The organism is Rhodococcus sp. P3_B8 (assembly GCF_056402775.1).
In genome coordinates this window covers 14536-40105 of record NZ_JBFUGT010000051.1, presented here as the reverse complement: position 1 = coordinate 40105, position 25570 = coordinate 14536, and the positions used below count along the sequence as shown (strand labels likewise).

24 protein-coding genes, 1 tRNA gene and 2 pseudogenes are annotated in these 25570 nt (G+C 66.4%); 14 read left to right on the top strand and 13 right to left on the bottom strand.

Features of this window, described 5'->3' with window-relative positions:
* Window positions 1-293: 293 nt before the first annotated feature.
* From AC1D1G_RS18550 to AC1D1G_RS18540, 3 genes are all read left to right on the top strand, one after another.
* Window positions 294-1547 carry an SNIPE associated domain-containing protein gene (locus tag AC1D1G_RS18550; RefSeq protein WP_477953153.1) on the top strand — a complete coding sequence of 418 codons (1254 nt, stop codon included), beginning with the start codon at window positions 294-296 and terminating at the stop codon, window positions 1545-1547.
* A gap of 401 nt (window positions 1548-1948) precedes the next feature.
* A complete protein-coding gene (locus AC1D1G_RS18545; RefSeq protein WP_477953152.1) occupies window positions 1949-2620 on the top strand; it encodes a DUF4190 domain-containing protein in 672 nt (223 codons plus the stop codon).
* Between the two features lie 78 nt (window positions 2621-2698).
* Window positions 2699-2956, top strand: coding sequence for a hypothetical protein (locus tag AC1D1G_RS18540; RefSeq protein WP_477953151.1), 258 nt, complete (start codon window positions 2699-2701; stop codon window positions 2954-2956).
* A 287-nt stretch (window positions 2957-3243) separates the two neighbouring features.
* Here AC1D1G_RS18540 and AC1D1G_RS18535 read toward each other — a convergent pair whose 3' ends face one another.
* The 3 genes and pseudogenes from AC1D1G_RS18535 to AC1D1G_RS18525 form a co-directional block, all read right to left on the bottom strand.
* Window positions 3244-3612, bottom strand: coding sequence for a hypothetical protein (locus AC1D1G_RS18535; RefSeq protein ID WP_477953157.1), 369 nt, complete (start codon window positions 3610-3612; stop codon window positions 3244-3246).
* Window positions 3613-3671: 59 nt separating this feature from the next.
* Window positions 3672-4067, bottom strand: a pseudogene (locus AC1D1G_RS18530) (zeta toxin family protein); the annotation flags it as partial.
* Window positions 4068-4111: 44 nt separating this feature from the next.
* On the bottom strand, window positions 4112-4576 hold the full coding sequence (locus AC1D1G_RS18525; protein ID WP_283335558.1) for a winged helix-turn-helix domain-containing protein: 465 nt from the start codon (window positions 4574-4576) through the stop codon (window positions 4112-4114).
* A gap of 387 nt (window positions 4577-4963) precedes the next feature.
* Between AC1D1G_RS18525 and AC1D1G_RS18520 the strand changes: the two genes are divergently transcribed.
* Window positions 4964-5461, top strand: coding sequence for an N-formylglutamate amidohydrolase (locus AC1D1G_RS18520; protein ID WP_141476229.1), 498 nt, complete (start codon window positions 4964-4966; stop codon window positions 5459-5461).
* 218 nt (window positions 5462-5679) lie between these two features.
* On the opposite strand, the gene AC1D1G_RS18515 is transcribed toward AC1D1G_RS18520, so the two are convergent.
* The 3 genes from AC1D1G_RS18515 to AC1D1G_RS18505 all read right to left on the bottom strand — a co-directional run bounded on the left by AC1D1G_RS18515 (window position 5680) and on the right by AC1D1G_RS18505 (window position 7898).
* The gene (locus AC1D1G_RS18515) at window positions 5680-5859 is read right to left on the bottom strand and encodes a YegP family protein (RefSeq protein WP_141476230.1); all 180 of its coding nucleotides are present in this window, start codon (window positions 5857-5859) and stop codon (window positions 5680-5682) included.
* Between the two features lie 748 nt (window positions 5860-6607).
* Window positions 6608-6871: a hypothetical protein gene (locus AC1D1G_RS18510; protein WP_141476231.1), complete on the bottom strand. Its 264-nt coding sequence runs from the start codon at window positions 6869-6871 to the stop codon at window positions 6608-6610.
* Window positions 6872-7115: 244 nt separating this feature from the next.
* Window positions 7116-7898, bottom strand: coding sequence for a DUF3109 family protein (locus AC1D1G_RS18505; RefSeq protein ID WP_477953156.1), 783 nt, complete (start codon window positions 7896-7898; stop codon window positions 7116-7118).
* Window positions 7899-8194: 296 nt separating this feature from the next.
* On the opposite strand from AC1D1G_RS18505, the gene AC1D1G_RS18500 reads away from it, so the two are divergent.
* Window positions 8195-9232 carry an alpha/beta fold hydrolase gene (locus tag AC1D1G_RS18500; protein WP_477953148.1) on the top strand — a complete coding sequence of 346 codons (1038 nt, stop codon included), beginning with the start codon at window positions 8195-8197 and terminating at the stop codon, window positions 9230-9232.
* 217 nt (window positions 9233-9449) lie between these two features.
* On the opposite strand, the gene AC1D1G_RS18495 is transcribed toward AC1D1G_RS18500, so the two are convergent.
* The 4 genes and pseudogenes from AC1D1G_RS18495 to AC1D1G_RS18480 form a co-directional block, all read right to left on the bottom strand.
* Window positions 9450-9523, bottom strand: a tRNA-Ile gene (locus AC1D1G_RS18495).
* A gap of 85 nt (window positions 9524-9608) precedes the next feature.
* Window positions 9609-9956 carry a hypothetical protein gene (locus tag AC1D1G_RS18490; RefSeq protein WP_477953146.1) on the bottom strand — a complete coding sequence of 116 codons (348 nt, stop codon included), beginning with the start codon at window positions 9954-9956 and terminating at the stop codon, window positions 9609-9611.
* Window positions 9957-10283: 327 nt separating this feature from the next.
* Window positions 10284-11449, bottom strand: a pseudogene (locus AC1D1G_RS18485) (alpha/beta fold hydrolase).
* 253 nt (window positions 11450-11702) lie between these two features.
* The gene (locus AC1D1G_RS18480) at window positions 11703-12722 is read right to left on the bottom strand and encodes an esterase/lipase family protein (RefSeq protein WP_477953144.1); all 1020 of its coding nucleotides are present in this window, start codon (window positions 12720-12722) and stop codon (window positions 11703-11705) included.
* 378 nt (window positions 12723-13100) lie between these two features.
* Between AC1D1G_RS18480 and AC1D1G_RS18475 the strand changes: the two genes are divergently transcribed.
* The 9 genes from AC1D1G_RS18475 to AC1D1G_RS18435 all read left to right on the top strand — a co-directional run bounded on the left by AC1D1G_RS18475 (window position 13101) and on the right by AC1D1G_RS18435 (window position 22416).
* On the top strand, window positions 13101-13460 hold the full coding sequence (locus AC1D1G_RS18475; RefSeq protein WP_477953142.1) for a hypothetical protein: 360 nt from the start codon (window positions 13101-13103) through the stop codon (window positions 13458-13460).
* 101 nt (window positions 13461-13561) lie between these two features.
* A complete protein-coding gene (locus AC1D1G_RS18470) occupies window positions 13562-13783 on the top strand; it encodes a hypothetical protein (protein WP_477953140.1) in 222 nt (73 codons plus the stop codon).
* 587 nt (window positions 13784-14370) lie between these two features.
* Window positions 14371-15018 (top strand): ScbR family autoregulator-binding transcription factor, encoded by a 648-nt coding sequence (locus AC1D1G_RS18465; RefSeq protein WP_477953139.1) that lies wholly within the window; start codon window positions 14371-14373, stop codon window positions 15016-15018.
* Between the two features lie 1159 nt (window positions 15019-16177).
* Window positions 16178-17626 (top strand): WS/DGAT/MGAT family O-acyltransferase, encoded by a 1449-nt coding sequence (locus AC1D1G_RS18460; protein ID WP_477953138.1) that lies wholly within the window; start codon window positions 16178-16180, stop codon window positions 17624-17626.
* Window positions 17627-17661: 35 nt separating this feature from the next.
* A complete protein-coding gene (locus tag AC1D1G_RS18455) occupies window positions 17662-17799 on the top strand; it encodes a hypothetical protein (protein WP_271212485.1) in 138 nt (45 codons plus the stop codon).
* A gap of 45 nt (window positions 17800-17844) precedes the next feature.
* Entirely contained in the window at window positions 17845-17979 is a 135-nt protein-coding gene (locus AC1D1G_RS18450) for a hypothetical protein (RefSeq protein ID WP_271212484.1), read from the top strand.
* A gap of 1086 nt (window positions 17980-19065) precedes the next feature.
* Window positions 19066-20484 (top strand): nitrate/nitrite transporter, encoded by a 1419-nt coding sequence (locus tag AC1D1G_RS18445; RefSeq protein WP_477953155.1) that lies wholly within the window; start codon window positions 19066-19068, stop codon window positions 20482-20484.
* Window positions 20485-20714: 230 nt separating this feature from the next.
* On the top strand, window positions 20715-21380 hold the full coding sequence (locus tag AC1D1G_RS18440; RefSeq protein WP_477953135.1) for a DUF8020 domain-containing protein: 666 nt from the start codon (window positions 20715-20717) through the stop codon (window positions 21378-21380).
* An 883-nt stretch (window positions 21381-22263) separates the two neighbouring features.
* The gene (locus AC1D1G_RS18435; protein ID WP_179443367.1) at window positions 22264-22416 is read left to right on the top strand and encodes a hypothetical protein; all 153 of its coding nucleotides are present in this window, start codon (window positions 22264-22266) and stop codon (window positions 22414-22416) included.
* Window positions 22417-22779: 363 nt separating this feature from the next.
* Here AC1D1G_RS18435 and AC1D1G_RS18430 read toward each other — a convergent pair whose 3' ends face one another.
* The 3 genes from AC1D1G_RS18430 to AC1D1G_RS18420 form a co-directional block, all read right to left on the bottom strand.
* Window positions 22780-23397, bottom strand: coding sequence for an RES domain-containing protein (locus AC1D1G_RS18430; RefSeq protein WP_477953133.1), 618 nt, complete (start codon window positions 23395-23397; stop codon window positions 22780-22782).
* Window positions 23394-23918, bottom strand: coding sequence for a hypothetical protein (locus AC1D1G_RS18425; protein ID WP_477953154.1), 525 nt, complete (start codon window positions 23916-23918; stop codon window positions 23394-23396). Before AC1D1G_RS18425 ends, AC1D1G_RS18430 begins: the two co-directional genes overlap by 4 nt.
* Window positions 23919-24832: 914 nt before the next feature.
* A complete protein-coding gene (locus tag AC1D1G_RS18420) occupies window positions 24833-25459 on the bottom strand; it encodes a carbonic anhydrase (RefSeq protein WP_095869914.1) in 627 nt (208 codons plus the stop codon).
* Window positions 25460-25570 lie beyond the last annotated feature (111 nt).

The window sequence follows — 25570 nt, the reverse complement described above, 5'->3', positions numbered from 1 at the left end:
GCCACCTCGGCGTGGGTGCACTGGTACAACACCGGCCGGCTCATGCATCGTCTCGGGCGGATCCCACCGGCCGAGTACGAAGCCAAGTACTACGCTGAACACCGTGCCGATCAACCGGTCGCACACAAATGACAGTGTGTGCATGAGACCCGGGATGGTTCAATCTGTCTCGGGTCGAGGCCCGCGCCACCCTCGACCATTTGCGTGCCGGGGTGTCGAAGAATCCGCACGACCTGGTTCCGGTCGCCCACACGCGCGGCGTCCGCGGCTAACGGGCGGAAAGGGATTTTCCGATGACCAGTCCGGATCCGAGCGTCACCATCAAGGCGCTCCGCGAGATGCTCGTGGTCAAAGAACGCGAGGCGAATACCCTTCTCGACCGGATCGCCGGCCTCGAGCGCGACCTCGCGCAGGCGACCGAGAACGCCCACCGCGCCGGCACACAGTTCAACCACGGCCTCCCACCCGCGGGCGGCGGTACCGATCCGGACATCGTGGAGACCGACGATCGCCTGGTGCTGCAGGAAGTCGGCATCTACACCTACCACCACCCCCTCGAGAACGCCGCCCAGTACCGCGACCAACTCACCGACGTACAGACCGCGATCAAGGAGGCGGTCACCCGCGGGGAGGCGATCGACGCGTCGAACATGTTCAGCTTCAACAACTCCCTCGCCAAGGGTCGCAAGATGACTGCGGACCTGTCGAAACTGATGCTGCGGGCCTACAACGCCGAAGCCGACATCTGCGTCCGCACCATCCGCGCCGGGAACCTCGCCACCGCCGTCAAACGCCTCGACAAAGCCGCGGTCACCATCGCCAAGCTCGGCGACATGATGCAGATGCACGTAGCCGACGCCTATCACGCCCTGAGGATCCGTGAGCTCGAACTGACCGCGGACTACATGATGAAGGTGCAGGAAGAGAAGGAAGCCGCCCGGGCCGAACGCGAACGCCTCCGGGAAGAACGCAAGGTCGAACAAGAACTCGCCGCTCAACGCGAGAAACTCGACAAAGAACGCGCCCACTACCAGAACGTGCTCACCTCCCTCGGCGGCACCGACCCGCAGGAGAAGCAGCGGATTCTCGGCAAGCTCGCCGACCTGGACCGGGCGATCGAGGACAACGACTACCGCCAAGCCAACATCCGCGCCGGCTACGTCTACGTCATCAGCAACCAAGGTGCGTTCGGCCCCAACGTCGTCAAGATCGGCATGACCCGGCGCCTCGACCCCATGGACCGGGTCCGCGAGCTCGGCAGCGCCTCCGTGCCGTTCCCCTTCGACACCCACGCCCTGTATTTCTCCGACGACGCCATCACACTCGAAAACGCACTGCACAACGCGTTCACCGGGCAACGCCTCAACCACGCCAACCTGCGCCGCGAATTCTTCTTCGCCACCCCAGCCCAGGTCCGCGACGTCCTCGCCGCCCACATCGGTAACCTCCTCGAATACACCGAAACCCCGGAAGCCACCCAGTACTTCCAAAGCAGAAGCAACTGGCCGGCAGACGCCGCAACCGGGCCGGCAATCACGCCGATGTGACAGTGCGCGTGCAACTCGTACCGTGTTCCCAGCCCGCCGTTCCCCGGACCCGGCCGCCAACGACCCGTTCGCGCAGCCGCCGGAACAGGGCGGGCACCGGGACCTTGGCGCACGTCCCGCCGATACGGCGGACACCCCGAGCCCTGACGCGATCACGGGAATGGCTTCGCTGTCCCGGCCGCCGCGATCTGGCATTCCTCAGACGCAGGGCTCACCAAAATCCTTTTTCCGACTGTGTCATTCACGTAAATGAACATCATGTACCCGCGGCCTGCGCACACCGCAGGCCGACCTATGATCGGCGCCGAGGGGTGCAGTCGCCTCCCACATTGCTACCGGAGGTGACCGATGAGCTTGCCCGTCGAGCGTGACCGTGCCGCTCACACACGGATCGGTGGCCGATGACCGTCGACCTGTCGAAGGCGGCCGCGACACCGCCGCCGCACCATGCTCCGATCAACCCGTACGCGGTAATCGCTCTCGTCGCCGCACTGCTCGGGTTGTTCCCCGTGGCGATCGTCTTCGGCATTCTCGCGTTCTGGCGACCGGCCGGGCGGGCCATCGCGGTCGCGGCACTCATCCTGGGGATCCTGGAGGCACTGGCCGCCGGGACGATCCTGTATTCGGCTGGATCCTCCCTCTCGGACGCGGTCACTAACTCGTCGCCGGCCACCAGTTATTCACTCCCCTCGGCGCGGGCCCAGGCCCTCACTCCGGCTTCCGCGGTCCCGCCCGCCCTCGTTCCGCCCGCTGCGGCGACCACCGAACCCGAGCCCGAAGCCACCACCACTGTCGACGAGCCCGAGCCCACCACCTCCCCCACGGTCAACGGGGACTGCGACACATCCGTCGACAACCACGCCACCTCCGCCGACGGCACCTTCCTCAAATGCACCTACGCCGGATCCACCCGCCCACACTGGGTGAGGTCCGTGCCGATCGTCGGCCAAGCCGCCGAAGGCGAGAGCTGCAACCCCGCCGCCACCGGGATCGCGATCTCCCCCGAAGGCCAGGATCTGTTCTGCGTCAGCAACGGTCGCACCGGGACCGGTACCTGGGCACCCGGACCCTGACAACTGGCGGTGCCGGCAGCCTGTGCCGGACCTACTCCCTGGCCGCACGCCACACAACAACCTTGAGGAGCCTGCCCGGTGGTCGCAGTCGACGAAACGGATCTCGGCATCGACACGGTCGAACGCACCAACGTGTGCGCGATCGTCGCACTGTTCTGCGCCCTGACGGGCTTGTTCATTCCAGCCTTGGTGTTCGGCGCGATCGGCTACGTCGAGACCGGCGGACGCGAATATGAAACCGGATCCGGTCTCGCCGTTGCCGCTCTGATCCTTGGTGCCATCGAACTCACCGCCGTCGTGGTGGCCGCCGTTGTCGTTCTTGTTTCCCTGCACTGAACCGAATGCCCGGCTGGTCAACGACGTACGTCGACGCCTGTGTGAGCGTTCCCCGAAGCGCCCGGCAGCGTCACCGCCTCTCACGGGACAGCCATCCCACTGGGTCAGTCCGCACGGCGAATCAGACCCATCCCGCGGCGTCCCGACGATTGGCCGGCAGTGAACCGAAGACTGGAGTACGACCCGGAGACGTCACCCCACCACTGCGCAACGGCCTGTGTCCAGGCTTTCCTCGCGCGCGCTCGGCGCCTCGGCGCATGCCCCGGCCGTGCGGTGTGGGCCGGTGGTTATCGTCCTTCGACCAGTTTGCCGTCGACACGCCGCGAGACCAACGGCTCGGCGCCGAGTCTGCGGTCGATGTGGATGAGGGTGACCTGTGTGATCGCCGCTGCGAGCGAGCTTTCGAACGCCGCGCGGGCGTGGGTTGCGCACCGGCTCACCGAACCCTTCTCATAGAGCCGTGCGATCGCCGCGGGCGGTGTGAACCTGCCGCCCATCCGGTCCTGCCCGCTGATCCCCAGGAGCCGGCCCTCCCACCACCGACGCACCGCCTGCTCATGGGCGATCGACGCCGGTACTTCGACGTCGACGATGCGCACGTCGGTGTAGTCGTGCTCACTGAGCTGGGCCATGAGGATGTCCCCGAGCGGACCCATTGCAGGGTGCCTTCGATGACGACGTTCTCGCGTCGTTGCAGGCACACCTCGCGGACGTCGTCGATGACTTCGGTGGATTCGGCGTGGACCAGGGCCGCGAGTTCCCGGGGGGCTATGGGGTGCGCATCGGCGAGCGTCGTCGACAGCAGGTCCGCGTAGTGACCGTCCGCGATGACGCGGCGCAGGAGTTCGTCCTTGACGATGTCCGCGTCCAGATATCGGTAGCTGGTATCGACCAGGTGACGCTCACGCAACGCCGTCGACTTACCTGCCCCCGGCGGCCCCGCAGAAATTATCGCGGCGCAATGCCCGTCGCGATCGGGCTCCGCGAGGTCGAGATACCACTCGATGACCTCCTGCAGCGTCCGGTCTCGCCGACGATCATCCGCATACAGGTCGAGGGTGCTCCGGCCACTGCCTGGGTGCAGCGGCTGCCCGTGTTGACCCAGGTGCACCAATTGCCGAGAAACTGCCTCGCGCAATGGTTCTCCGGCCACACTCACCGCCGGGCCGCAGCGCGCTGCGCCTGCCGTGCGGTGCGGGTGGCATCGAACAGGACGTCCCACTCGTCGTCGGCGAGCAAACCCCGCCGATACGCCCGCCGCACCTCATCCCAGCTGCCCTTGGCGTACGCGTCCACCTGCTGGTCGCCTTCGGTGGGTACATAGCCGTAGGTGTAGTTCCAGTGCACCAGCGTGTCCATCATCTCGTCATCGGTGATCACCCCGGCCGAGCGCTGGTAAATCACCTCCTGCGGGGTTCGCTCGAGTTCGCCGGGCTGCTGCAGGACCCGTTGCGCGAGCCGGTGGACCTGCGTTGCCGAGATTTCCAGGAGATCAGCGATCTGGCGCAGCGTGAAACCCTCGTTCTGCGCCTTGTCGATCAGCCGCAGCCGGTCCAGCCGCAGGAGGTGTTCTCGCGCAGAATTGGCAGCGAGAGCACTCCTGGTGTCGGTGACGGTCATACCCACCCCTTCCCGAACTCTTGTTCCAAATTGTAACACCAATGTGGAAACTCTGACCTGCTGGTGATCGGAGCGGTACCCGCCGACATCTCTGACGCCCGGAGGCGGTCGCGCACGTCGGCGAGCATGGCGAGATCACGTTCGAGGGCGGCTGCGGTGCGGTCGCTCACAAACGCATGCCGCCCCGAGCCGGTAGCGATCAGAATCGTGCAGCCCGGATGGCGCCGAGAAGAACTCCGGCAGCACGACCTTTGTGGGCCAAATTCTGCTTCGGGGGACATGCTGTCACCGCAGGTCAGATACCCCACCCGGCGAACCAGTCCTCGACCGGACGAACCACCGGTCGTCCTGCCGGCCGGGTGTGTGCGGCCCCGTACTGTGTGCCCCATGTCCGCACGCCCCGGCAGCAACCTCACCACCGACGCCGCGCTGCCGTCACTGGCCGCCGACGATGCCTCAGCAGCTCCCCACATCCTCGCGTCGGCGGCCCGCACCGGAACGGACATCGAGCTGCGGATTCACACCTTCATCACCCGGTTCGACGTCGCCGCCGAGCAGTGGTTCCCCGCTGCGGCCGGCTTCGTTGTCACGGTCATCGTGTACACCGTCGACGCGGGGACGGGCGGGCCACGGTATCTGCCGCCCGCCGAACCCGCCGAGTGGGCGCGGGCGATCTTCTCCACCGCCGGCGCCGTACACGGCTACTTCCTCGGCGCCGTCGACCCGAACACCGGCACCCACCGGCGCGGGCAGCTCGCCTACCGGCTCTACCTCGACACCGACCGGCAGCCGATACCCGTGCCACGGCAGCTGGTCACCTGCCCGCACTACCTACTACCTGGCCTCGACGGCAGAGCCGAGATCACCATTCCCACCACAGCCTGACCCCCACGGCAGAAACCAAACACCGCGGCGACGACACAACTCGACCGCACAAGGTCGGCGCGAGGCCATCGGGAAAGCCTGCGAACGACAACCTTTCAGGTCACCAACTGCAATCACGGTTATCGTGCGGCCACCCTTTCGCCACGACGACTTCGAAGCCCGCATATCCTCCCCCACCCCGCCGGCCCCACATCGTCGCCACCGGCCACACCCTCGGGTCAGGTCAAATCCTCGGTGGGAGCGGAGGCGGGATTGTCCTTGATCGACGCAATCCCATTCTGGGCCGCCGCCTTCGAGGTATGCCCCTGACTGGCCGCGATGATCTCCCCGTTGGCTGCCTTCAGGTGAAACCGGAACTTGCCGGCCGCGTCCTTGAAAAGCTCGAACTTCGCAGTCATCGCCCCTCCTCTGCGTGAGCCCACGCTTGTTGCAGACCAGTTCCCTCACGGTAGGCCCGACAAACCCTCATCTGCGGCGGAACCGCCTTTATGGCGAGGCGCGTGCCCCCTGCCGGGGACATGTCATCTTCGCAGGTCAATCGATGTGTTCGGCCTCGGTCTCCACCGCGTCCGGGCAGAACCACTGCCATGGGAGATTGGGCAACCCATCACACGTAGCCTCCGAGCTCGGAAATAGTGTGATGGTGTGGATCACAATCCCTGGACTTCCCCACCGTGGCTCACGAAGATCACTCATGCGCCGCTCGTCACTACGTGCAGGTTGACCGTGTAGCGCCCCTGCCAGCTGATATTCATCGTTGGCGGGGGCTGCGCTTGGTTGTCCGCCAACACAACCCACGCCGCCACTGGCTGCCACCGATGTCCTCGGGCCCACGACTCCCGGCCGACGGTGTCACTCACCAGACAGTCGCCGCCGCCCGCGCCCGTGGCCCGCCCCACTCGGCGCTCGACCGACAAGCCGACACCCATCCCCAGGCAATGTCAGAGTGCACGCCACCCTGCCTCGGCAACCCGATACGCGCAGGACAGCGACCAACTCCCCCTTGCCTCCTGGACTCAGTACACCGCCGGGAGGCGGATCAGTTCAACACCGGGTCAGTCCTGCCACCACGGGGAGAACCCTGCAGCCCGCTCACCCCTCCTGGGGGGCACTCCCTGACTGGTTCTTCCACCGCCCAGGGTCGGTCTACCCGGCGGATCCTTCCGTGCTCGGGTCGGCAGTCAGGTCGTCGGTGTCGGCGAAGACCAGCCGCCCGTCGTCGAGGGCGACAGCCCACCGATGCACCGGAGCCCACGCATGCCCACGCTCCCCGGGGTCGGTCAGCTCGGCGTAATCCTCGACGATCCGACCGGTCTGCGCCGGTTCGGACGGCCGGCGCACCAGCACCCGCGCGCCCGCGCCGAGCGGACCGGGTTCGGGTCTCGGACTGTGATCCTTCTTCTCGGACATCGGTCTGCGCCTTCCGATCGGCTACACGCCCGGATCATAAGCACTCGCCGACGAAAACCTCATCCTCGACACCGTCCGGGGTTAGCGATCGCGGACGAACCGACCGGCCTCCGGTGCTTGCGCCTGCGCCAACGGTGGCTCCCATCGCTCGGCGAGCACTAGCTCGTTACCTCGGTACCGCCCCGGGCGCCGTCGACGCCCACAACGCTGTCACCGGGGTCGGCGTTCAGGGACCGCCGCTCCGCTACCGGGACTTCTTCTCGGCGACCGCGGTCGCCGGGTGCACGGCGATCAGGCCGAGGCCCTGGCGTCGCTTGCACAGCCGCGCCAGTTCCTGATACGCGGCCTCGCCGAGCAACTCCGTGAGCTCCGGCGCATACGACTGCCACACCGCCTTGGCGCCGACGTGCGCGTCCGGTGAGCCGGAGCAGTACCAGTCCAGGTCCGCGCCGCCCTCACCCCAGCCGCGGCGGTCGTACTCGGTGATCGTCGTCTTCAGGACCTGCTCGCCGTCGGGTCGCTCCACCCATTCCTGGGTGCGCCGGATCGGCAGCTGCCAGCACACGTCCGGCTTCACCGCGAGCGGCTCGATGCCGCGCTCGAGTGCCATCGAGTGCAGCGCGCACCCGATGCCACCCTCGAAGCCGGGACGGTTGAGGAAGATGCATGCACCCTTATAGCGGCGGGTACGCAGCGCCGGCTCGTCGTCGAGCTCGTCCTCCTCGATGTACCCCTTCTTCCCGAGACCCTGCTTCATGAACTGCCAGTCCTCGGGTCTGAGCAGCTTCACCGACTCGTGCAACCTCTCGACATCGTCCTCGTCGGTAAAGAAGGCGCCGTGCGAGCAGCAGCCGTCGTCGGGTCGGCCCGCGATGATGCCCTGGCAGGCCGGGGTGCCGAACACGCAGGTCCCGTGCGAGAGCAGCCACGTCATGTCCGCGGCGATGAGATGCTCGACGTTGCCGGGATCGAGGAACTCCACCCATTCCCGGGCGAAGTCGAGCCCCACCTCGGGGCTCGGCGTCATCTTCGGCGACGGCACCGGAATACCTGCTGCCACAAACCCCCACGGTAGCCAATCCAACAAGGACTGATCAGGTCCCCGTCCGGGAGTGAACACCACTCGATCCGAATCGCGCCGACGTGGGTGTAACGCCGCGGACTCCACCGCGAATAACCAGCGAACGTTCTCGCGCCTGCTTCGGGGCACGAGGAGGCAACAACCCTTCTGATGTTGACACCCTCGGGTGGGGCGTGTCGTCACTGGTGTCGACGGTGCGAAGCGAAGAATCGACGTAGAACGCGACAGTCGAGGAGGGTGCGATGAACCCCAGTCGCATGCGCAGGCTCCGGCCGGTGCCCGACGCCGAGCCGCAGATGATGTTCCGCACCATCCACGGGTACCGGCGCGCCTTCCGCATGGCCGGTGACGGTCCCGCGCTGCTGCTGTTGCACGGCATCGGCGACAACTCGTCGACCTGGACCGAGATCATCCCGCACCTCGCCGAGAATTACACCGTGATCGCACCCGATCTACTCGGCCACGGACGCTCCGACAAACCCCGTGCCGACTATTCCGTCGCCGCCTACGCCAACGGCATGCGCGATCTCCTGTCGACCCTGGGAATCGACCACGCCACCGTGATCGGACATTCGCTCGGCGGYGGCATCGCGATGCAGTTCGCCTACCAGTTCCCGCAGATGGTGGATCGGCTCATCCTGGTTTCCGCCGGCGGTATCACCACCGACGTTCATCCACTCCTGCGGCTCGCGGCGACGCCGATCGTCAATGAGGCACTGAAATTGCTGCGCCTGCCGGGAGCGGTGCCCGCGGTGCGGTGGGTGGGAACGGTGTTGACTCGGCTGCACGGCACTGCCATGCGCCCCGGTGCGGCGCTGCACGACACACCGGATCTGGTGCGGATCTTGACCGAACTGCCCGACCCCACCGGGTACGAGGCCTACCTACGCACCCTGCGGGCGGTGGTCGACTGGCGCGGACAGACGGTAACCATGCTCGACCGCTGCTATCTCACGGCAAGTCTTCCTGTTCAACTCATCTGGGGAGATCGGGATACAGTCATCCCCGTCAGCCACGCCCACACCGCGCACGCGGCAATGCCGGATTCGCGGCTGGAAATCTTCCCGGGCGCCGGTCACTTCCCCTTCCGGGACGACCCCCTGCGCTTTGTCCACACCGTCGAGAAGTTCCTGTCCGCTACGCGCCCATCGCCGTTCGACGAGGCCAGGTGGCGGCAACTGCTCAATACCGGAACCGTCGAATCAGCTCTCACCCCCGACGTCTCCACGCGTGCCGCCGTGCTCGATGCGGTGGGATCCGCCGAACGCAGCGCCACCTGATACGGGCCCAGGTGACCGACGCCGGGCACAACACCCACCCGGTACCTGGGGTAGGTACCGCGCCGCGGCAGTCACCGGTCTGCAGCACCGTGTTCGAAAGATTCACCACCTACCGACCGGGAATCCGCCACGGCCATGTCACTGCCTCGCACACACTCGATCYGGGCGGYCTGACCCGTCCCTCCACCGGCCTGTTGAGGGCCGGCGATGAACGCGGTGGGGCGGGCGGGGCTCGAACCCGCGACCAATGGATTATGAGTCCACGGCTCTAACCGACTGAGCTACCGCCCCATCACCGCACTACCCCCCCCATCGCGGGTGTGGCGATGCTACCGGCCACCCTGCTGTCCATCCCCGCCCGTGCCAAGGACAGTCTTCATGCGCGGCCGAAGAGCTGCCGCACGCCGCCGTCCTCATCGACCGCATACAGCGCCATCCCCAACAGATCCAGAATCCGCTGAGGTGCCCGCACAGCAGCCTCCACCGAAAGCGGCTCGTCACAAACGACCAACGCAAACGACACCGACTGATCCGCCTCGCTCGGCATCCGCCGCACCAGCTGCCCGATGGCGGTATCGACATCCAACCCCGGCGCGGAGGTCGCACCCTTGACCTCGACATAGACCCGGTGGCCGTCCTTCTCGGCAACGATGTCGACGACATCCTCGTCGGTACGCACCGTCCAGCCCTGAGACGACAACCACCCCGCGAAGTCCCGGGCCACGCGCGCCTCCTCACCTCTCATACCGCCACGGTAAGCCTGAAACGGCAGTTCAAACCCTTTTGTCGAGCGACACGGACCCCACGGTGCGCGATACTTCAGGCGCCGAACACGGCACAACTCGAGCCTGCCCCGAAAGATCCCGTGCGGTGAGACGGTCGTCTACGACGCTCCCTCCTGGACCCAATCCGTGCTAGTCACGTAATCACCCGGCTACTCACGAGATTCGTGCCAACGACGCCTGACGCCACCCAGAGCTGACTGTGCAGGCGACGAGCCGGGAACCGGGGCGTCATGCACCTTTCAGTTCGGCACGGCCTGGGCCGGCGGTTAGCACCGTGTTGGGGCGGGCTCGCCCCGGAAACGTGCCGCGATGAACTCGTACGCATCCGGAAAACCCACCACCGCGGTGGTCATGTGCTCGGAGATGTCATAGGGCACGAACGTCAGCTTCGCACCCGCGGTGCAGTACCGGCGCGCCACCTCCGCCACCGAATCGAACGGAGTGAGCCCATCGAGCGTGCCGTGCCACATATACACCGGCGCCGACGGCACCCCCTCGAAATACCGAAGGCTGTTCTCCCGCAACACCTGCCGCGCCGCCGAACTCGCCATCAGACTGGTCGACGCCGCCAACTGCCCGGCGTTGCGGAAAGCGCCATGGAACAGCAGGAACCGTCGGCACTCGTTGCTCATCCATTCTCGCAACCACAGACCGGTCTCATTGAGCTGCGAGGACACCGGCAACCGATCCGGGTACTCTCGCTCGAGGCCGATCGCCGCCGCGAAGGCGAGCCCGAACCCCGGGTGCGGGTTGAAGCCCAGCCCCTCGGCCATCTGTTCGAGATCCGCCGGCACGCCGCCCTGCACCACCGCGGCCAGCGTCAGCTCCGGGGCGTAGGTCGGGGCGAGCGCCGCAGCCCACGCGCTGGCCATCCCCCACCCGAGTAACCGGCCAGGGCCACGGGACTGTTCGCCAGCCCCAGTTCGGCCACCCGCTGCACCGCACGGACACTGTCCAGGGTGATCATCCCGCCGAGCTTGGCCGCACCGTACGCACCGGTCGGGCCGAGGTGATCGGGCACCGAGACCGCCCACCCCCGCTGCAAACCCAAGTACATCCCCGGCGATTCCTGCATCTCCAGGTTGAACAACGCCCGCGACGGCGCGCACTTGGTTCCCAACGAGTTGACGATCGCCTGATACGACACCAACGGCGGATTCGCCACACCCCTGGGAAGGAGCACCGTCGTGACCGCCAGAATCGGGTTGCCGGCCGAGTTCGTCGACCGGAACGCGATCTGCCACCCATCGGAGTTGGCGTACATCCAGGTGTCGATCCGCCGCGTACGCACCACATCGCCTGGCGCCTTGGCTCCGAGATCAGTGGGAGCGAGGTAGAACGGATCCGGGTCCGGCCACGGATACAACGGTTCCGCGCTCGCCGGCACCGGAACCACCATTCCGAGGAAGAGGACACCGAGCACCGCCGCCATCAACCCCCGCACACCTCGCCGCACCACGTCCTGCTCCCTCTGCGCCCCCTCGTCAGGACACGGTGACTGTATCCGCGCGGGCACCCGCACCGTTACCGGCTCGATCCGCGGCGGCCTCAGCGACAGTCCCGTAGCCACTACCCGGCGTGCAGGTCCGCATCCCGCTTCATACCGGCACTCACCAGCCGCGCCGCCGCCGCGCCCGCCGTGGTGCCGTGGTGCCGCGACCCGTCAGCCCGCGACGCCGCAGCCATCAGAACTTCTCGGTGAGGATCATCTCCAGTACCCCGGTGCCCGCCGGGACCACGGTGCAGGGCGGTGCCGGCGCCTGGGCGGGATCGAGCACACCCATCACCAGTTGCAGGGTGTACTCGTCGTAGGGCATCCGGAAATGCCCGGACTGATTGGACGGGCAGAGATCCCCAATCATCAGGTTCGTCGCCGACCCGTCGCGCAAGGCGATATTGGTCGCCGGCTGAATGACCTCGTCGAACCGCGACCCGATCGTCGTGTACCGGGTTCCCCCGGCGGTGTCTCCCCCGCTGTTGAGGTCGTCGAGGAACGGCGAGCCCTGGGCCTGCTGCTCCAACGCGGGCGACACCAATTCCGGGGGCAGCACCCTTCTCGCCCACTGCATGCCGCCGGGAGTCTGCTCGAGGACCGGAACGAGACCGAACAGGGTGCCCCCGTAGGTCGGTGAGGCGAGACCGACCCACTGATCGACCATGGCTGCACCACCGAGCCGGTTGACGTAATAACGGGCCACCGTCGACCCTTGCGAGTAGCCGACGAAATCGACCTCGGCAGCGGCGGTCGCGGCGCGGACGGCGGCCACGAACTGCGCCAGCTGGCCGGCGCTGACCGCCATGTCCTCGGTCCCGTAGTTGTCGCCCCCGGGCGCACCCCCGTAATTCAGCGCGAACACGCAGAACCCCGCCGCGGCCAGTCGCGGACCGAGCGCCGCCGAGTCCGAGTACGCATTCGAGTCCGTGCCATGCACCAACACCACCGGCCTCGGATGCACGGCGGTCGGGGTGCAGGTGAAATCGTTGACTCCAGGCGGAACCGATCCCGGGTGCTGCCGCGCATACCGGGCGGCATCGGGATGCGCGCTCTGGGCGGGACCGACGCGGTCCGGTACCTGCCACACCGAAATCGCCCCGGGTAGATCCGGAACCTCCTCCGCCGCCGCGACCGGTGCCAAAAGAATCCCTGCGGCCAGCCCGACGCCCACTGCCGCGGCCGCCCACCTCATCTGTCGATGTGCCCGCATCCTGCCGCTCCCTGCCCTACCTCCGCGGCCCGAACATTCGTGCCGACACCACTACCCGAGCACCCCGGAACCGAGTCGGCTCCGGTGACAGTGTGGAATACATTGAGCGCAAACGCTATTAGGTCAATCGTCCAGTTTCGCTGGGTCGCATGCCATCCGGGAATACTCCAACAGTGCAACCCAACAGTGCAACCATTGGCGCATCCGACGAGGCCATCCTGCGGGTTCGATCACTACCACCCAGTAATGTGATGCACGCCACAGCTAGCGTTGCGGAGATGCCTTACCCTGCTGAGAAACACGCCACCTAAGGCTTCCCCACGAATCGACACACAGAGTGAGTCGGAACCCTCGCCCACTCGAGGAGGTGCGGTCGCCATGACCACAGAACAGCTGGTCCGCAACCCCATGATCACGGGCCGGGTCGCCGCCGATATCGCCAGCCAGTCGCCCCGAGACGTTGTCGCGGCAATGTTCTCGTTCGACCTCGACGACGGGAAGGTCGACCTCGACGCAGTCGAACGGATCCGAGAGCGCGAATTCGACGACTGGATTTCCGCCACCGCCCGGTCCGGCCTCTTCTCCCCGCACGAGATCGAGGCCCTGGCCAGGTCATGGCACGCCGACCCCCGGTCGCTGTTCGAGGCGCTCCTCACCGACGCCGACGACATGACCCGCAAGCGCTACGAGATCGCCTGGGACTCGCTCGACGAGGCCGACTCACTCGAATACGCCTGACGGTGGCGACAACCGACGATGGAACGCCTGATAGCCAACACACCCACCCACAATAAGCAACGAAAAACGTTCAGGTGAACGGCAAGGGAGGACGGCACCCGATGACGAACTCGACCGTTCCGGAGCAGTTGCTGCACGCCGTGCAGGACCGGACCACCGAGATGCGCCGATGGCTGGATGCGGACAACAACAGCGAAACGCTGATGGCACACCTCCACGACGAACCGGTCGACGCAGTGTGGCTGCGCACCTACCAACGCCTGGGACGCGACCTCATGTCGGCCGTCGGAAACGCGCAGGAGCAGTTGCCGCGACGTCGATGAACGCCGAACAAGACTGTGCGCCCGAACGGGTACGGGCCACGCGCGCGGTCCTTCGAACCGTCACGCCCGCCGAGCACACAGCGGTTTTCGGCCTTGGGTCGACCTGATACCTGCCCCTTGGCCACGGCCAAGAGCGGAAGTCCCGTTCGTCGATCCTTCGGGTGCGGCGACCACTGCTCGATCTCCGCCAAGGCGAGGGTGTCGTGTTAGTCGTAGTCCGCGAGCAGTGTGCCGAAGTCCCGCTCCCGGCCCTCGCGGGGCGGGTCATCGGTGGGACCTCCGATGTCGGGGCGCCGACACCTTGCGCCTGAGTTCCCACGTTCCTGAGGTGCAGCCGCCGGCCGCCGCCCTGAACGCCGTCGCCCGTCCGGCTCACCCCTGGGGCAGTCCTTGTCGACGAAATCCGAAATCCGGGCGACGGGTCATCTTCTACGAGGCCGGAAAGCCTTGCAGAATAGGGGCACACCGAACACCATGCGACGAACCTCCACATCGGGTATGCATGTGCAGTGCGTCGTTCAATCCCATTCAGGACGGTTCAGGACAGCCGTCCGGCCAGATGATCTCGGTACTCGAAGGGCAGGTGAATGGCCACCCAGAAGCGGGCGGAAATCACTCGTCGCGCATTGCTCCATGCCGCGGCCGAGGTGTTCACCCGCCGCGGCTACGCAGACACGAAGCTGAGCGAGATCCTCACCCAGGCCCTGGCCACCAAGGGGGCGCTGTACTTTCACTACGCCTCCAAGGAAGAACTCGCCCGCGCCGTCATCGAGGAAGGCACGAGGCGGTTCACCGTCGTGTGCACCCCCTATCTCGACTCCGCCACGCCGTCATTCGAGGCCATGATCGGCATCTCATTCGTCACGGTCGACGTCGCCCTCAACGACGCGGTGATGGGGGCAACCTTCCGCCTCATCACCGAAATGGGCGACTATCGAAGTTCGGAGACGGACACCTTCGCGACCTGGATATCCACCTACCAACTCCTGGCCCGCCGAGCAATCGACGAGGGTGACCTCCGCGTGGACACTGATCCGGACGCAGTCGGTCAGCTCCTGGTGGAACTCTTCGCCGGGGCACGCCTCCTGACGACGGCCACCGACAACCCCGCCGCCCTGCCGACGCGTACCGCGATGGCGTGGGATCTGCTGCTCCCAGTGCTGGTGACCACACCGAAGATCGACTACTTTCGACAATTCGTCACCCGGAGRCTGCCCACGGTGGGCCTGCCGTGAAGGTTGGTGTCAACAAGCGCCGAGGAGCCTCGGTGTAACCGAACGCACGGCGTACGCTGCGCGTCGCTGCGGCCGCTCCCGCTGATCGGGGCTGGTCGCCTTTTCCACATGTTGTCAAAGATGACACGCTGGGTACACCCACCCTCCGCGCTGCGCCGACACCGTCCAGGAGTTTCGCCGGCAAGCTGGCCATAGGTGGCGTGCCACACCTGCGCCGGGATAGCCGTGCTCGTTGTGTATGACGCTGCACAGGACCGCGCAGCTGTCCCGCACCTCGAGCGCCCCACGTTGGTGGTCGTTCATCGCGCTTCCGGTCACCGGCTACCGGTATCGGCCCCGGCGGCACAGTCGCGTCCTCCCTCGAACGCCGTGCGCGGGCCACCGCCCCGCTGGTGACGGTACGCAGGCGCAGCCGGACGGCGTCGCCGACGCACCGGGCGAGTTCCCCGATGGAGCCGCTGATAGGTGGCCAACCACGTCCGGTCGACCGGTTCGACGCGCAGGTACGCCATCAACGCCGCACTGTTGCTGTCAATGGCCAACCATCGGGTGCAACGCGGTCGCGCAATCCTGCACCTCTCGCAGCAACGCCTGCCGCAGAACGGTCAGGTGCGCCATCGTCTCTCACTCCCGGGTCCCGAATTCCGATGGCGGTGAAGTGATCTGCAGATCCGGTCGCTGCACGCGCCGAGTTTCGCTGCACGCGATCGACGAATTTCGAGGTCGGTAGTGGTATTCCGGCGCACCTGGGACGATGACCTCCGGTTCAGGCGGACGCCCCTCGGAATCCGATGTCCCTGAGTCGGTATCACCCACGCGTCGCCTATCAACTCTCGTCACAAGCAATGACCAACCATCACGCCGGAGCCGGGTGGTGAATCGCTTATCCAGCACCTGCCGACGGGAGTGAGGAACAACCGTGCAACGCCGAGGCGGCCGAGGGGACGGCGCAAGCCAAGAATTGGTGGACATGTGACCAGTAGCGCGGCGGACGGGTGTGCTGTAGAACGTAAACAGGTACATCGGTTTGTGATGTAAACCACACCTAAATGTGACATTGCCGCCGCTTTACCCACCTGCACCACAGTTCCGGAGGCAGGGCCCGGACCGCCCACCACGGGTGGCCCGATTCCGAGGACGAGAAGGGGACTCTTCGCGGATGTTGTTGCCGATGGCGCCGACCGATTCACTGTTCCTGCTGGGCGAGTCCCGGGAACATCCGATGCACGTCGGCGGGCTGGCGTTGTTCACCCCACCAGACGGGGCGTCCGCCGCGGACGTGCGGGAGATGTTCGAGACCGCCCTCGCCGGCGACCGGATGGCCACCTTGTTCCGCAAACGTGCCCGCCGGTCGGTGACCTCACTCGGGCAGTGGGGCTGGGACACCCTCGCCGACCACCAGGTGGACCTCGGGCACCACGTGCGCCGGGACGCCTTGCCGCGGCCCGGCGGCACGGACGAGCTGATGGCCCTGGTGTCAAGGCTGCACGGCACCCTCCTCGACCGCAGCCGCCCCCTGTGGGAGATGCACCTGATCGAGGGCCTCGCCGACGGCCGCTACGCGGTCTACACCAAAATCCACCACGCCCTCGCCGACGGCGCCTCCGCGATGAACCTGCTGGCCGGATCCCTGAGCGCCGACCCGCACCGGCGGCACATGCCCGCCCCCTGGCAACCCACACCGCAGCTGGCCGCCGTTCCCACCCCACCCGAACCGATGCAGCCGACGGCCCCCGCGCCGGGTCTCGGCGTGACGACGGCGTTGAATCTCGCCGGCACGGCCGTGCGCGCCGGCCGCACCGTCGCCGGAGAAGTGRCCGGCTTGGTACCCGCGGCGATCAACACCCTCGACCGGGCCGCCCGCGGCACCGGCGGTACCCTCTCGCTCACCGCCCCGCACACCCTGCTCAACGGGCCCATCGGCGGCGCCCGGCAGGTCGCCGCCCGCACCTTCCCGCTCGAACGAATCCGGTTGCTGGCCAAGCACACCGACGCCACCGTCAACGACATCGTGCTGGCCATGTCCGCCGGGACACTGCGCGGCTACCTGCACGCCCGCAACGCATTACCGGCCGACCCGCTGATCGCGATGGTCCCCGTCTCACTGCGCCCCACCGCCCAACCCGGGGACACTGTGTCGGGCGGTGCGGGCAATCGGGTGGGGGTGCTGATGTGCAACCTCGCCACCCACCTCCCCGACCCCGGACACCGCCTCGAGACCATCCGCGACTGCACGCGCGAAGGCAAGGCCGCGCTGCGCGAGATGAGCCCGGCACAGGTGCTCGCGATGAGCGCCCTCGGCGCCGCCCCGCTCGGGATGGAGATGCTCCTCGGCCGGCGCGGACCGTTGCGTCCTCCGTTCAACGTGGTGATCTCCAACGTCGCCGGCCCCCGAACCCCCTTGTACTGGAACGGGGCCCGCCTCGACGCCCTGTACCCGCTGTCGATCCCCACCACCGGGCAGGCCCTCAACATCACCTGCACCAGCAACGACGACCAGATCGTCTTCGGGCTCACCGGCTGCCGCCGCACCCTGCCCGACCTGAACCCGATGCTCGACCGCCTCGACACCGAACTCGACACCCTCGAACGCGCCGTCGGCCTGTAACACCACATCACCCGAAACCAGGAGAACCGAACTACATGAGCACTTCCACCCCCGCGGCACCGAACCCGCACCTCACCGCACCGCGCACCGGGCCGATCAGCACCGCCGAGATCAAGACCCGCATCGAGGCAATGTTCCCCGACGACCGATACCCGCCCCAACCAACCCGTTGAACCCACCGTTCGCCCCGACACCGACACCCGACAGGACCCCGAACCATGAACACCAACGTGGCACTGCTGCTGGGATTGCTCGCCGGAAGCCTCGGCGGCACCGCAGCCCTGCAGACCTTCCTCGGACGAACCGGCAGTAAGCGCCGCAAACGGGGTGCACCCTTCCACCCGAACGGCTAACCACCGCGGCGCTCACCTGCCCGTACACGGTGCGGGCGGGTCGACCACCTGCGGATCGGCTGAGCTGCGAGCCAAAGTACCCGGGCGAATTATTTTGTCACACATCACTATACGATTCCCGCGCGACACTGTCCGCCCTTCTCGCTTCCCCCGCATGGCCCAGGCCCCCGCCCGCGGACGATGAGCCGGGCCGCTGGAGTGTCCCCCGCCCTCACGCACGCAGCCGACATCGGGCCTCATTCGACATTCGCGGTGTTGACGCGGCCGAGGACGTCTCATCGCTCGGCGGTGAACCGACGTTGTGCAGTGCCCGCGAAGATCCGATGTCAGTGAGCGTGCCGACCTCAGTCCAGTCTGTCGCGGTCCACCGGAGACGGTGAATCGACTCGTTTGCGGACCAATCGCGGCGATATGCACCTCCGCGCCTTGCGACGAATCGTATTCCGCAGCTTGACATCAGAGCTGTCCCGGGTGCCTGAAACCACGTCCTATTATCCGCGCATCTGTCCGCCTCCACCTCCGGACCGATGCCGAGTCACACACCGGCGCAGTGCTGCTGTTGGGGCACGGCCGGGGAAGATCGGACTGACGCGGGAAGGTCGAACGCCGCCGATCCGTGGCGTAGGCCCCGGACCAGGCGTTGATCGGCAACATCCTGCCCGACCTTGCCATGATGTTCGTCTACCTACCCGACCTCGCCCCGGGCCATGCTCGGACATGTCGCCGTCGGTCCCGCGCTGGCGCCCATGATCACCACCCGGGCCCGCCGCCGACGCCCACAAGAAGATCGCGACGATCGACACCGCCCGCGCTGCGAAGGCAGACCGCATCGTCTACGGACGGGGAACATGCCCCCGACCAGGCCATATGCATGTGTAGAGTGTGTTGCCCGATGGTCACGGTGTTGTTTCGGGATGCTGTCTTCGGCGCAGTTGCCCAGGTGAGCAAAGTGTAAGCGCCCCGACACCACCGGCCATCGAGCGGACATATTCCGCCCCTATGGTCATGCGAATCTTCAATCTCAGGAGCTAAGCCGTGACAACATTATCTCAGCGCCCTTCGAACTCATCGCCTCCCCCGGTATCGATCGGGCACCGGATCGACAAATGGGACCCCGAGGACGAGGCCGCGTGGGAGGCGGGCGGGAAGAACATTGCCCGACGGAACCTCCTCGGCTCCATCCTCGCCGAGCACATCGGATTTTCGGTGTGGTCGGTGTGGTCGGTGATGGTGCTGTTCATGCCCGCGGCGGTCTACCACATCGATCCAGCCGGAAAGTTCTTCCTCGTCGCCGTACCCACACTGGTCGGAGCAGTTCTACGCCTGCCGTACACGTTCGCCACCGCCACATTCGGTGGCCGCAACTGGACCATCATCAGCGCACTGGCCCTGGCGGTGCCGATGACCTTGACGCTGTACTTCATCTCGAGGCCCGAAACGTCCTACACCACGTTCATGATCGTCGCCGCGTTCGCCGGCCTCGGCGGCGGGAACTTCGCCTCCTCGATGACCAACATCAACGCGTTCTACCCGCAACGCCTCAAGGGCTGGGCCCTGGGTTTGAACGCGGGCGGTGGGAACATCGGCGTCCCGGCCATCCAGTTGATCGGCCTGCTCGTTATCGCCACCTGGGGCAACCGCAGCCCGCAGATCGTCTGCGCGGTGTACCTGGTGCTCATCGGCATCGCCGCCGTCATCGCCGCCCTCTACATGGACAACCTCACCGACCAGAAGACCGGCGCACGATCGTTGATCGATGTGCTCAAGTTCCGCGACTCCTGGATCATCTCGTTCCTCTACATCGGAACATTCGGATCATTCATCGGATTCAGCTTCGCCTTCGGCCAGATCCTGCAACTCAACTTCCTCGCCGGACTCACCAACGGCGCTCCGGCGACCCCCGCAATGCAGGCCACCGCCGCCCTGCACGCCGCCCAGATCGCCTTCATCGGACCGCTCCTCGGGTCCCTGTCCCGCCCACTCGGTGGCCGCCTCGCAGACAAGATCGGAGGAGGCAAGATCACCCTCTACAGCTTCGTCGCAATGATGGCCGCCGCCGGTATTCTCGTCGTCGCCGGCACCGTCGACGACGCAACCCCGGGGGCCGCGAACACCGCCATCATGACCGCCTACGTCGTCGGATTCATCCTGCTGTTCGTCATCTCCGGAATCGGCAACGGCTCCGTCTACAAAATGATCCCGGCAATCTTCGCGGCGAAAGCCGCAGCACTACACCCCCACGACACACCCACCGCCGCCGTCTGGTCACGCACCATGTCCGGAGCACTGATCGGAATCGCCGGCGCCGTCGGCGCTCTCGGCGGAGTCGCAATCAACCTCGTCCTGCGCGCGTCGTACCTCGGGGTACACAAGTCGGCCACCACAGCATTCTGGGTGTTCGCCGCGTTCTACATCTTGTGTGCGGTGATCACCTGGACGGTGTACCTGCGGCGACCGACCGCATCGACACCCTCACCGGCCGGCACCCTCACACCCGCTCTCTGAACAACAACCTCCGGAAACGTGGAAATGCCGATCCGCCCGCGGACCCCGCTCAGCAGAACACCATCCCAGCCTTGGTTGCTGCACGCCCAGCGTGCGGATCAACACACTCACGACAGCGATTCAGCGCCCTCGGCGCCGCGTCGACCGACGGAGCCGCATATCCGCGGGACTCGTCCAGCACAGCAGGGACCGTTCGGTCCCTGGAACACACGAGAAGGAAATCTACGAGCATGAGAATGTCCAAACTGATGGCCGTCGCTGCCATGACCATCGCGTCGATGGGTATCGTCGCCGGTACCGCCCACGCGGAACCCGCACCGGCCCCGGCCGCCGGGGTCGGGTGGAACCTCACCCGCAACGGTGACCAGGTCATCGTCAACACCACGGCCGGGTCACTGAGCAACGAGAACAACCACCTGATCGTCCGCGACGCCAACGGCACCACCGTCGAGTCGGTGCCACTGTCGATCGCCATCGACGGCTTCGCGCACCCCGTCGCCGCACAGATCAACGGCCGCACCGCAACCCTGACCACCGATACCAGCCCGGCCGCCGCAACCCCGGTCGCTCTTCCGTTGCGGCAGGTCGATCTGCCCGCCGCCACCGCCGGAGTCAAGGACAACATCACCCTCACCGCGGCCGTCGGCGGCTTCCTCGGCGCGGCAACCGGTCTGGTCGGCGGCTGCCTCCTCGGAGCTGTGGCCGGGGCCGTGATCTCCGCACCCGCAGCACTGCTGTTCGGCGCGGGCCCAGTGGCAGGATGCATCGGCGGCGCACTACTGGTCGGCGCGGGCGCCTCCCTCGCCGGCACCGCGATCGGCGGCCTCGGCGCCATGGCAGCCAACGCGGATCTGTTCATCACACTGTTGAACGCACCCCCAGCCCCAAAGAAGTAACACCGCCCGCAAACATCATCGCTGAACAACGTCCCGTGAGTGCGGCCCGCCTGGCGGGCCGCACCGCGGACCCTCGCGTCGCAGATGCGGATTCGTATCCTCGCAGCATGTCGCGTGGATGAACCCCACCCACCCACTGGGGCAGGCGTCGCACACCATGCGCGTCCGGCTGAAGGCAGGGGCACGGTGTCGACGTGGTGTGCGAGCATCTCGAGGGGTCGGTTCCGACGCGGCGTCGCTGGCCTACCAATAGGGCCGGGCGGAGAGCGAGGAGGCCGACAGGCGCGAGCAGCTGCGGAGGAGGATGAGCATCTACTCGGCGTCCAGTTCCCTCCGTATCGCGTCGAGTTCCTCCTTGATCCGAGCCGTCCTGTTGTGTCATGGATCCGTAGGGCGTCATCAGGATCAACTCGGTTTGCTGCGGTGAGAGCGAGTAGCGCACGCAGGCGGGCTGCGGCCTCGTCCCCGCCCTTTGATCGAAAGATCAATGCCAGGATTTCGAATGCGTTCTCCTGCGCCAGATTCGCTGCGACCAGGAGTTCATATCGTTCTCGCCGTATCGGCCCGCCAGGGTCCGGACGTTCCATCATCCTCACCTCCCTCCCGGACATCCGACCACACGGGACGCTCAGCTCGGTCGCTTTCCGAGCGAGTCGGGGCCGAGGCGGTGCACTGCCGGGTCGTCCTCGAAGCAATTCCCACAGAATCAGCCATTCCTGCTGCTCATGCGGATCGCGCTCGTACCGGCCACCGCGACAGGGCCTGCCGGTCGAGATGCACAATCGGACAAGTCCCGCTAGCAGCGCACAATCGCCCTGCTCAACGGGGCGATTGTCGGGATGGGCGATGCCGGGAAGTGCGGCGTCGAGAGAAACACGCGAATATGAAGGAAGCCTCCGACGATACGAAGTCCACCAAAAGTGGCGGGAATCGCTACCCCGAGTGCAAGTTATGGGATCTGATCCTGGATTCGGCCACCTTGATGGCCGCCGCAGTGATCATCGCCCTCACCCTCACCACCGGTGGATACCTGTGAACTGACGCGCCAATGCCGGGCCCCTGCCCCGCCGGCCAATCGCGGGTCGCAATATGTACCTGCCGCCGGGGTCCAGGCCGCCCGAGAATGGGAGCGAACGGCACTGATCACAATGCGGCGGCAGACCGCCTGCCGTCGCAGACTCGCCGCGCTCACGTCGGCGAACGAAGCGCCAGCGGAAAAGTACTACTCCCCGCGGCGAGGTGTGGCGCGTTCCCACCAGTCGATCGTCTCGCCGTCGGCCCCGAGCCACCGCTGCCGTCCACCACCACCCATGCCGCCGCGGATGCGGCGCTTCCCCAAACGGCTGATGTGTCCGGCATTGGACGCACGCCGTCGCCCTACCGAGCGCGGGCCGGCTCGTCAGGTCGGCGGATCGATAACCCGGACCGACCGCGGAAGTGGCTGTACCGCAATACCGCAACGCTTCGCCGCCGCCGCGAAAGACTCCGGGCGGGGGTCCACAGGCCAGGACATCTCACCGGACGGACCGAACACGGCTGCCGCATTCGCCGCCGGGCCCGTGGTGAGGCGCGTCTGGTACCGGATGCCGTCGAACTCGGCATCGAATGCCGCCGCCCACGCCCGGGGAACGTCGTACGGTGTCATCGAGCACAACTCCCGGGTGAGCCCGAACGCGGCAGCCGCGTCGGCGCAGGTGTCCGCGAGGTCATGGGTGCCCGGTACCCGCATAGTCGACAGTGCCCGCTCGGCCACGAAGTCGTGGGCGATCACCCCGAGCGATGCCAACGCCTCCCCCACCGTCTCCCGGATCGCCGTCGTCTCATCGAATGCGATGTAGCACGTACCGCGCGGCGCGGCCAGATCAAATCGTCCGCCACCTGACGAGGAGAACCACCACGGTCCATTCGAGACCCGGTGACCACGCTTGACCTGCCGCCTCCCGGTCAACCGCCAACCGGGAAACCCGGTGAGCGTGCGCGTTCCGGGCGCCCGCAGCGCAACGTCCTCCCGGGTCACGCCGCCCACCGCTGCACGTCCGCGCGGGCCGCCGCCAGGACCGGGTCGACCAGGCCGCCCTCGGTCAACCAGCCCACCGCGGTCTTACCGCCGAACGCATCCTGTGGTGCCCGCAGCCACAGCGCACTCGTCCACGGGTCGGCCCCTGCACGCAGGACACGCCACACCTGCACCAGCGCCGGGTCCACGGTGCCGCTGCGGGTGAACTGCCACACCGGGTAGACCCATTGCCCCTCCTCGAGCTGGCAGGCGATCACCGCGTTGGTGGCGACCTTCTTGCTCACCGCCTGCCGACTGACCTTCCACCACCGAGTCAGACCGGCGGTGTCGTAAAACGGGCCCACGACCTGGTCATAGACATGATGGGTGGGAAGCGCAGCCGACATCGCGTCAGCGATCGCCTGCACGTCCGCGAACGCGTCGGTGGGCACGCCGGCCGCAGCGGCGGCGGCGAAGGTACGGTGCACCCGCTGCGAGAGCTCCTCCATCAATTGCTTCTCCTGCTCCACCAGCGACGTCATCACCCACACCCACCCTTTCGCGTCAACTTTGTCAACCACAATGATGCACCAAAGGGTCAACCACGTCAACCAGACCGTCCACTCCTTTGGCAGACGGATCTTGTCAGACTGCGCTATCTACCGGCTCGCCTCGACTTGTCGCGCACTGCACGACTCGGTGTTCTTTTGCCGTCACGGAATCCGCCGCAACGTGGCGGAACTGCCACTGGGCCTTGGGACCAGTCGTCGGCTACCCACTTCATGAGGGCGGAGTAGGTCCATGGAGTGTCTGCACACGTTATCCAGAACGCCCCGGGTGGCGTGACACTGCGTGCGGGCGGTAGGCGACGCCAACCAGGGGTCCATGACTGCACGATCCGACGCACGGAAGTTTTACCAGCACTCCACCTTCCGTCGTTCTGATCAGATTCCGAATCCCCCACGGGGCCTTCCGCGCAGAACAACCCACGCGCCAGCGTAAGATCCACCGAAATCTGATAGTCCCCGGACACGAACTGCGGATCCACCAGATGGTGTTCGCGCCCCCGTCGTGGAGGTGGAGTTTCTTAAATTGCCGGCAATTCCGTTGATCGTGTTCTAGTGAGATGCCGCGGTAAGCGCTGCCGTCCTCCGGCGATATCTGCCACCGGCCTCTGAGGTCCTGGATGCCTCACCGATCTGAGACTCATTCGCGCAGCCGATACCTTCAGCTCACAGGGGTTGGCAAGAACCTGTAGTGAAGATGAGTCGTGCTGCGCTTAATTCCCGTCCGCGCCATAGGACCCTGGGTGACGAGGCGGGTCGGTGGGGATCTCTCCGAGCCCTCGGTGTTATCTGGCGTCCTCGGGGCCGATCGCCGTGCGTAGATCTTGTGTCACACCGTTCGGCACGGTAGTTCGGTGCCGTGCTCCAGCGGCTCAGCGGTTTCGGCCGCGTCAGTCGCGGAGTTCGCCGATGTCTCCGACCCCTCCCTGCAGGTGCATCCGGCCATCGGACAGCTTGTAGGTGACGCCGGCAATAGCGCAGGCACCACTCCCGACGCGATCGGCAATGATGCGCGAACGCTGCATCAGGAGAGTCCCGGTTTCCACGACGTGGCGGCCTTCGAGTTCGTCGACGGTGGTGAGGCCCTCTTTGCGACCCATCATGATCGACGGCGCCACCCGTTCAACGATGCTGCGGATGAAGCCGTCCGGAACCTTGCCCTTGTCCAGCGCGTCCAGAGTGGACTTCACGGCCCCGCAACCGTCATGACCCAGCACGACGATCAAGGGCGCGTCGAGGATCTGCACCGCGTACTCGATGGAACCGAGCACGGCGTCGTCGAGGACGTGGCCGGCCGTTCGGACGACGAACATGTCACCGAGGCCCTGGTCGAAGATGATTTCCGCAGCGACACGTGAGTCTCCGCATCCGAACAACACCGCGGTGGGGTGCTCTTCGTCGACGAGCTGCGCGCGGTCGACGATTCCCTGGCTGGGGTGGATCGAGACTCCGCTGACGAAGCGCTCGTTACCCTGGCGGAGGGTTTTCCACGCGGCAACCGGGTTGGAGTGAGGCATGCGGTTATTGTTCACCCGCACTGTTGCGCCTGCTCGGCGGGAACATTACGGCGACGGAAACTCCGGTTCGCGCATCGGCGAAGAGACGTGTGAGGAACAAGTGGCGGGCGA

What these genes read in the sequence shown, in the direction of transcription:
- AC1D1G_RS18550 (WP_477953153.1), top strand. Translation starts at nt 294, where the DNA reads ATGACCAGTCCGGATCCGAGCGTCACCATCAAGGCGCTCCGCGAGATG.
- AC1D1G_RS18545 (WP_477953152.1), top strand. Translation starts at nt 1,949, where the DNA reads ATGACCGTCGACCTGTCGAAGGCGGCCGCGACACCGCCGCCGCACCAT.
- AC1D1G_RS18535 (WP_477953157.1), bottom strand. Translation starts at nt 3,612, where the DNA reads ATGGGTCCGCTCGGGGACATCCTCATGGCCCAGCTCAGTGAGCACGAC.
- AC1D1G_RS18525 (WP_283335558.1), bottom strand. Translation starts at nt 4,576, where the DNA reads ATGACCGTCACCGACACCAGGAGTGCTCTCGCTGCCAATTCTGCGCGA.
- AC1D1G_RS18520 (WP_141476229.1), top strand. Translation starts at nt 4,964, where the DNA reads ATGTCCGCACGCCCCGGCAGCAACCTCACCACCGACGCCGCGCTGCCG.
- AC1D1G_RS18515 (WP_141476230.1), bottom strand. Translation starts at nt 5,859, where the DNA reads ATGACTGCGAAGTTCGAGCTTTTCAAGGACGCGGCCGGCAAGTTCCGG.
- AC1D1G_RS18510 (WP_141476231.1), bottom strand. Translation starts at nt 6,871, where the DNA reads ATGTCCGAGAAGAAGGATCACAGTCCGAGACCCGAACCCGGTCCGCTC.
- AC1D1G_RS18505 (WP_477953156.1), bottom strand. Translation starts at nt 7,898, where the DNA reads ATGACGCCGAGCCCCGAGGTGGGGCTCGACTTCGCCCGGGAATGGGTG.
- AC1D1G_RS18480 (WP_477953144.1), bottom strand. Translation starts at nt 12,722, where the DNA reads ATGCGGGCACATCGACAGATGAGGTGGGCGGCCGCGGCAGTGGGCGTC.
- AC1D1G_RS18475 (WP_477953142.1), top strand. Translation starts at nt 13,101, where the DNA reads ATGACCACAGAACAGCTGGTCCGCAACCCCATGATCACGGGCCGGGTC.
- AC1D1G_RS18470 (WP_477953140.1), top strand. Translation starts at nt 13,562, where the DNA reads ATGACGAACTCGACCGTTCCGGAGCAGTTGCTGCACGCCGTGCAGGAC.
- AC1D1G_RS18455 (WP_271212485.1), top strand. Translation starts at nt 17,662, where the DNA reads ATGAGCACTTCCACCCCCGCGGCACCGAACCCGCACCTCACCGCACCG.
- AC1D1G_RS18450 (WP_271212484.1), top strand. Translation starts at nt 17,845, where the DNA reads ATGAACACCAACGTGGCACTGCTGCTGGGATTGCTCGCCGGAAGCCTC.
- AC1D1G_RS18440 (WP_477953135.1), top strand. Translation starts at nt 20,715, where the DNA reads ATGAGAATGTCCAAACTGATGGCCGTCGCTGCCATGACCATCGCGTCG.
- AC1D1G_RS18435 (WP_179443367.1), top strand. Translation starts at nt 22,264, where the DNA reads ATGAAGGAAGCCTCCGACGATACGAAGTCCACCAAAAGTGGCGGGAAT.
- AC1D1G_RS18425 (WP_477953154.1), bottom strand. Translation starts at nt 23,918, where the DNA reads ATGACGTCGCTGGTGGAGCAGGAGAAGCAATTGATGGAGGAGCTCTCG.
- AC1D1G_RS18420 (WP_095869914.1), bottom strand. Translation starts at nt 25,459, where the DNA reads ATGCCTCACTCCAACCCGGTTGCCGCGTGGAAAACCCTCCGCCAGGGT.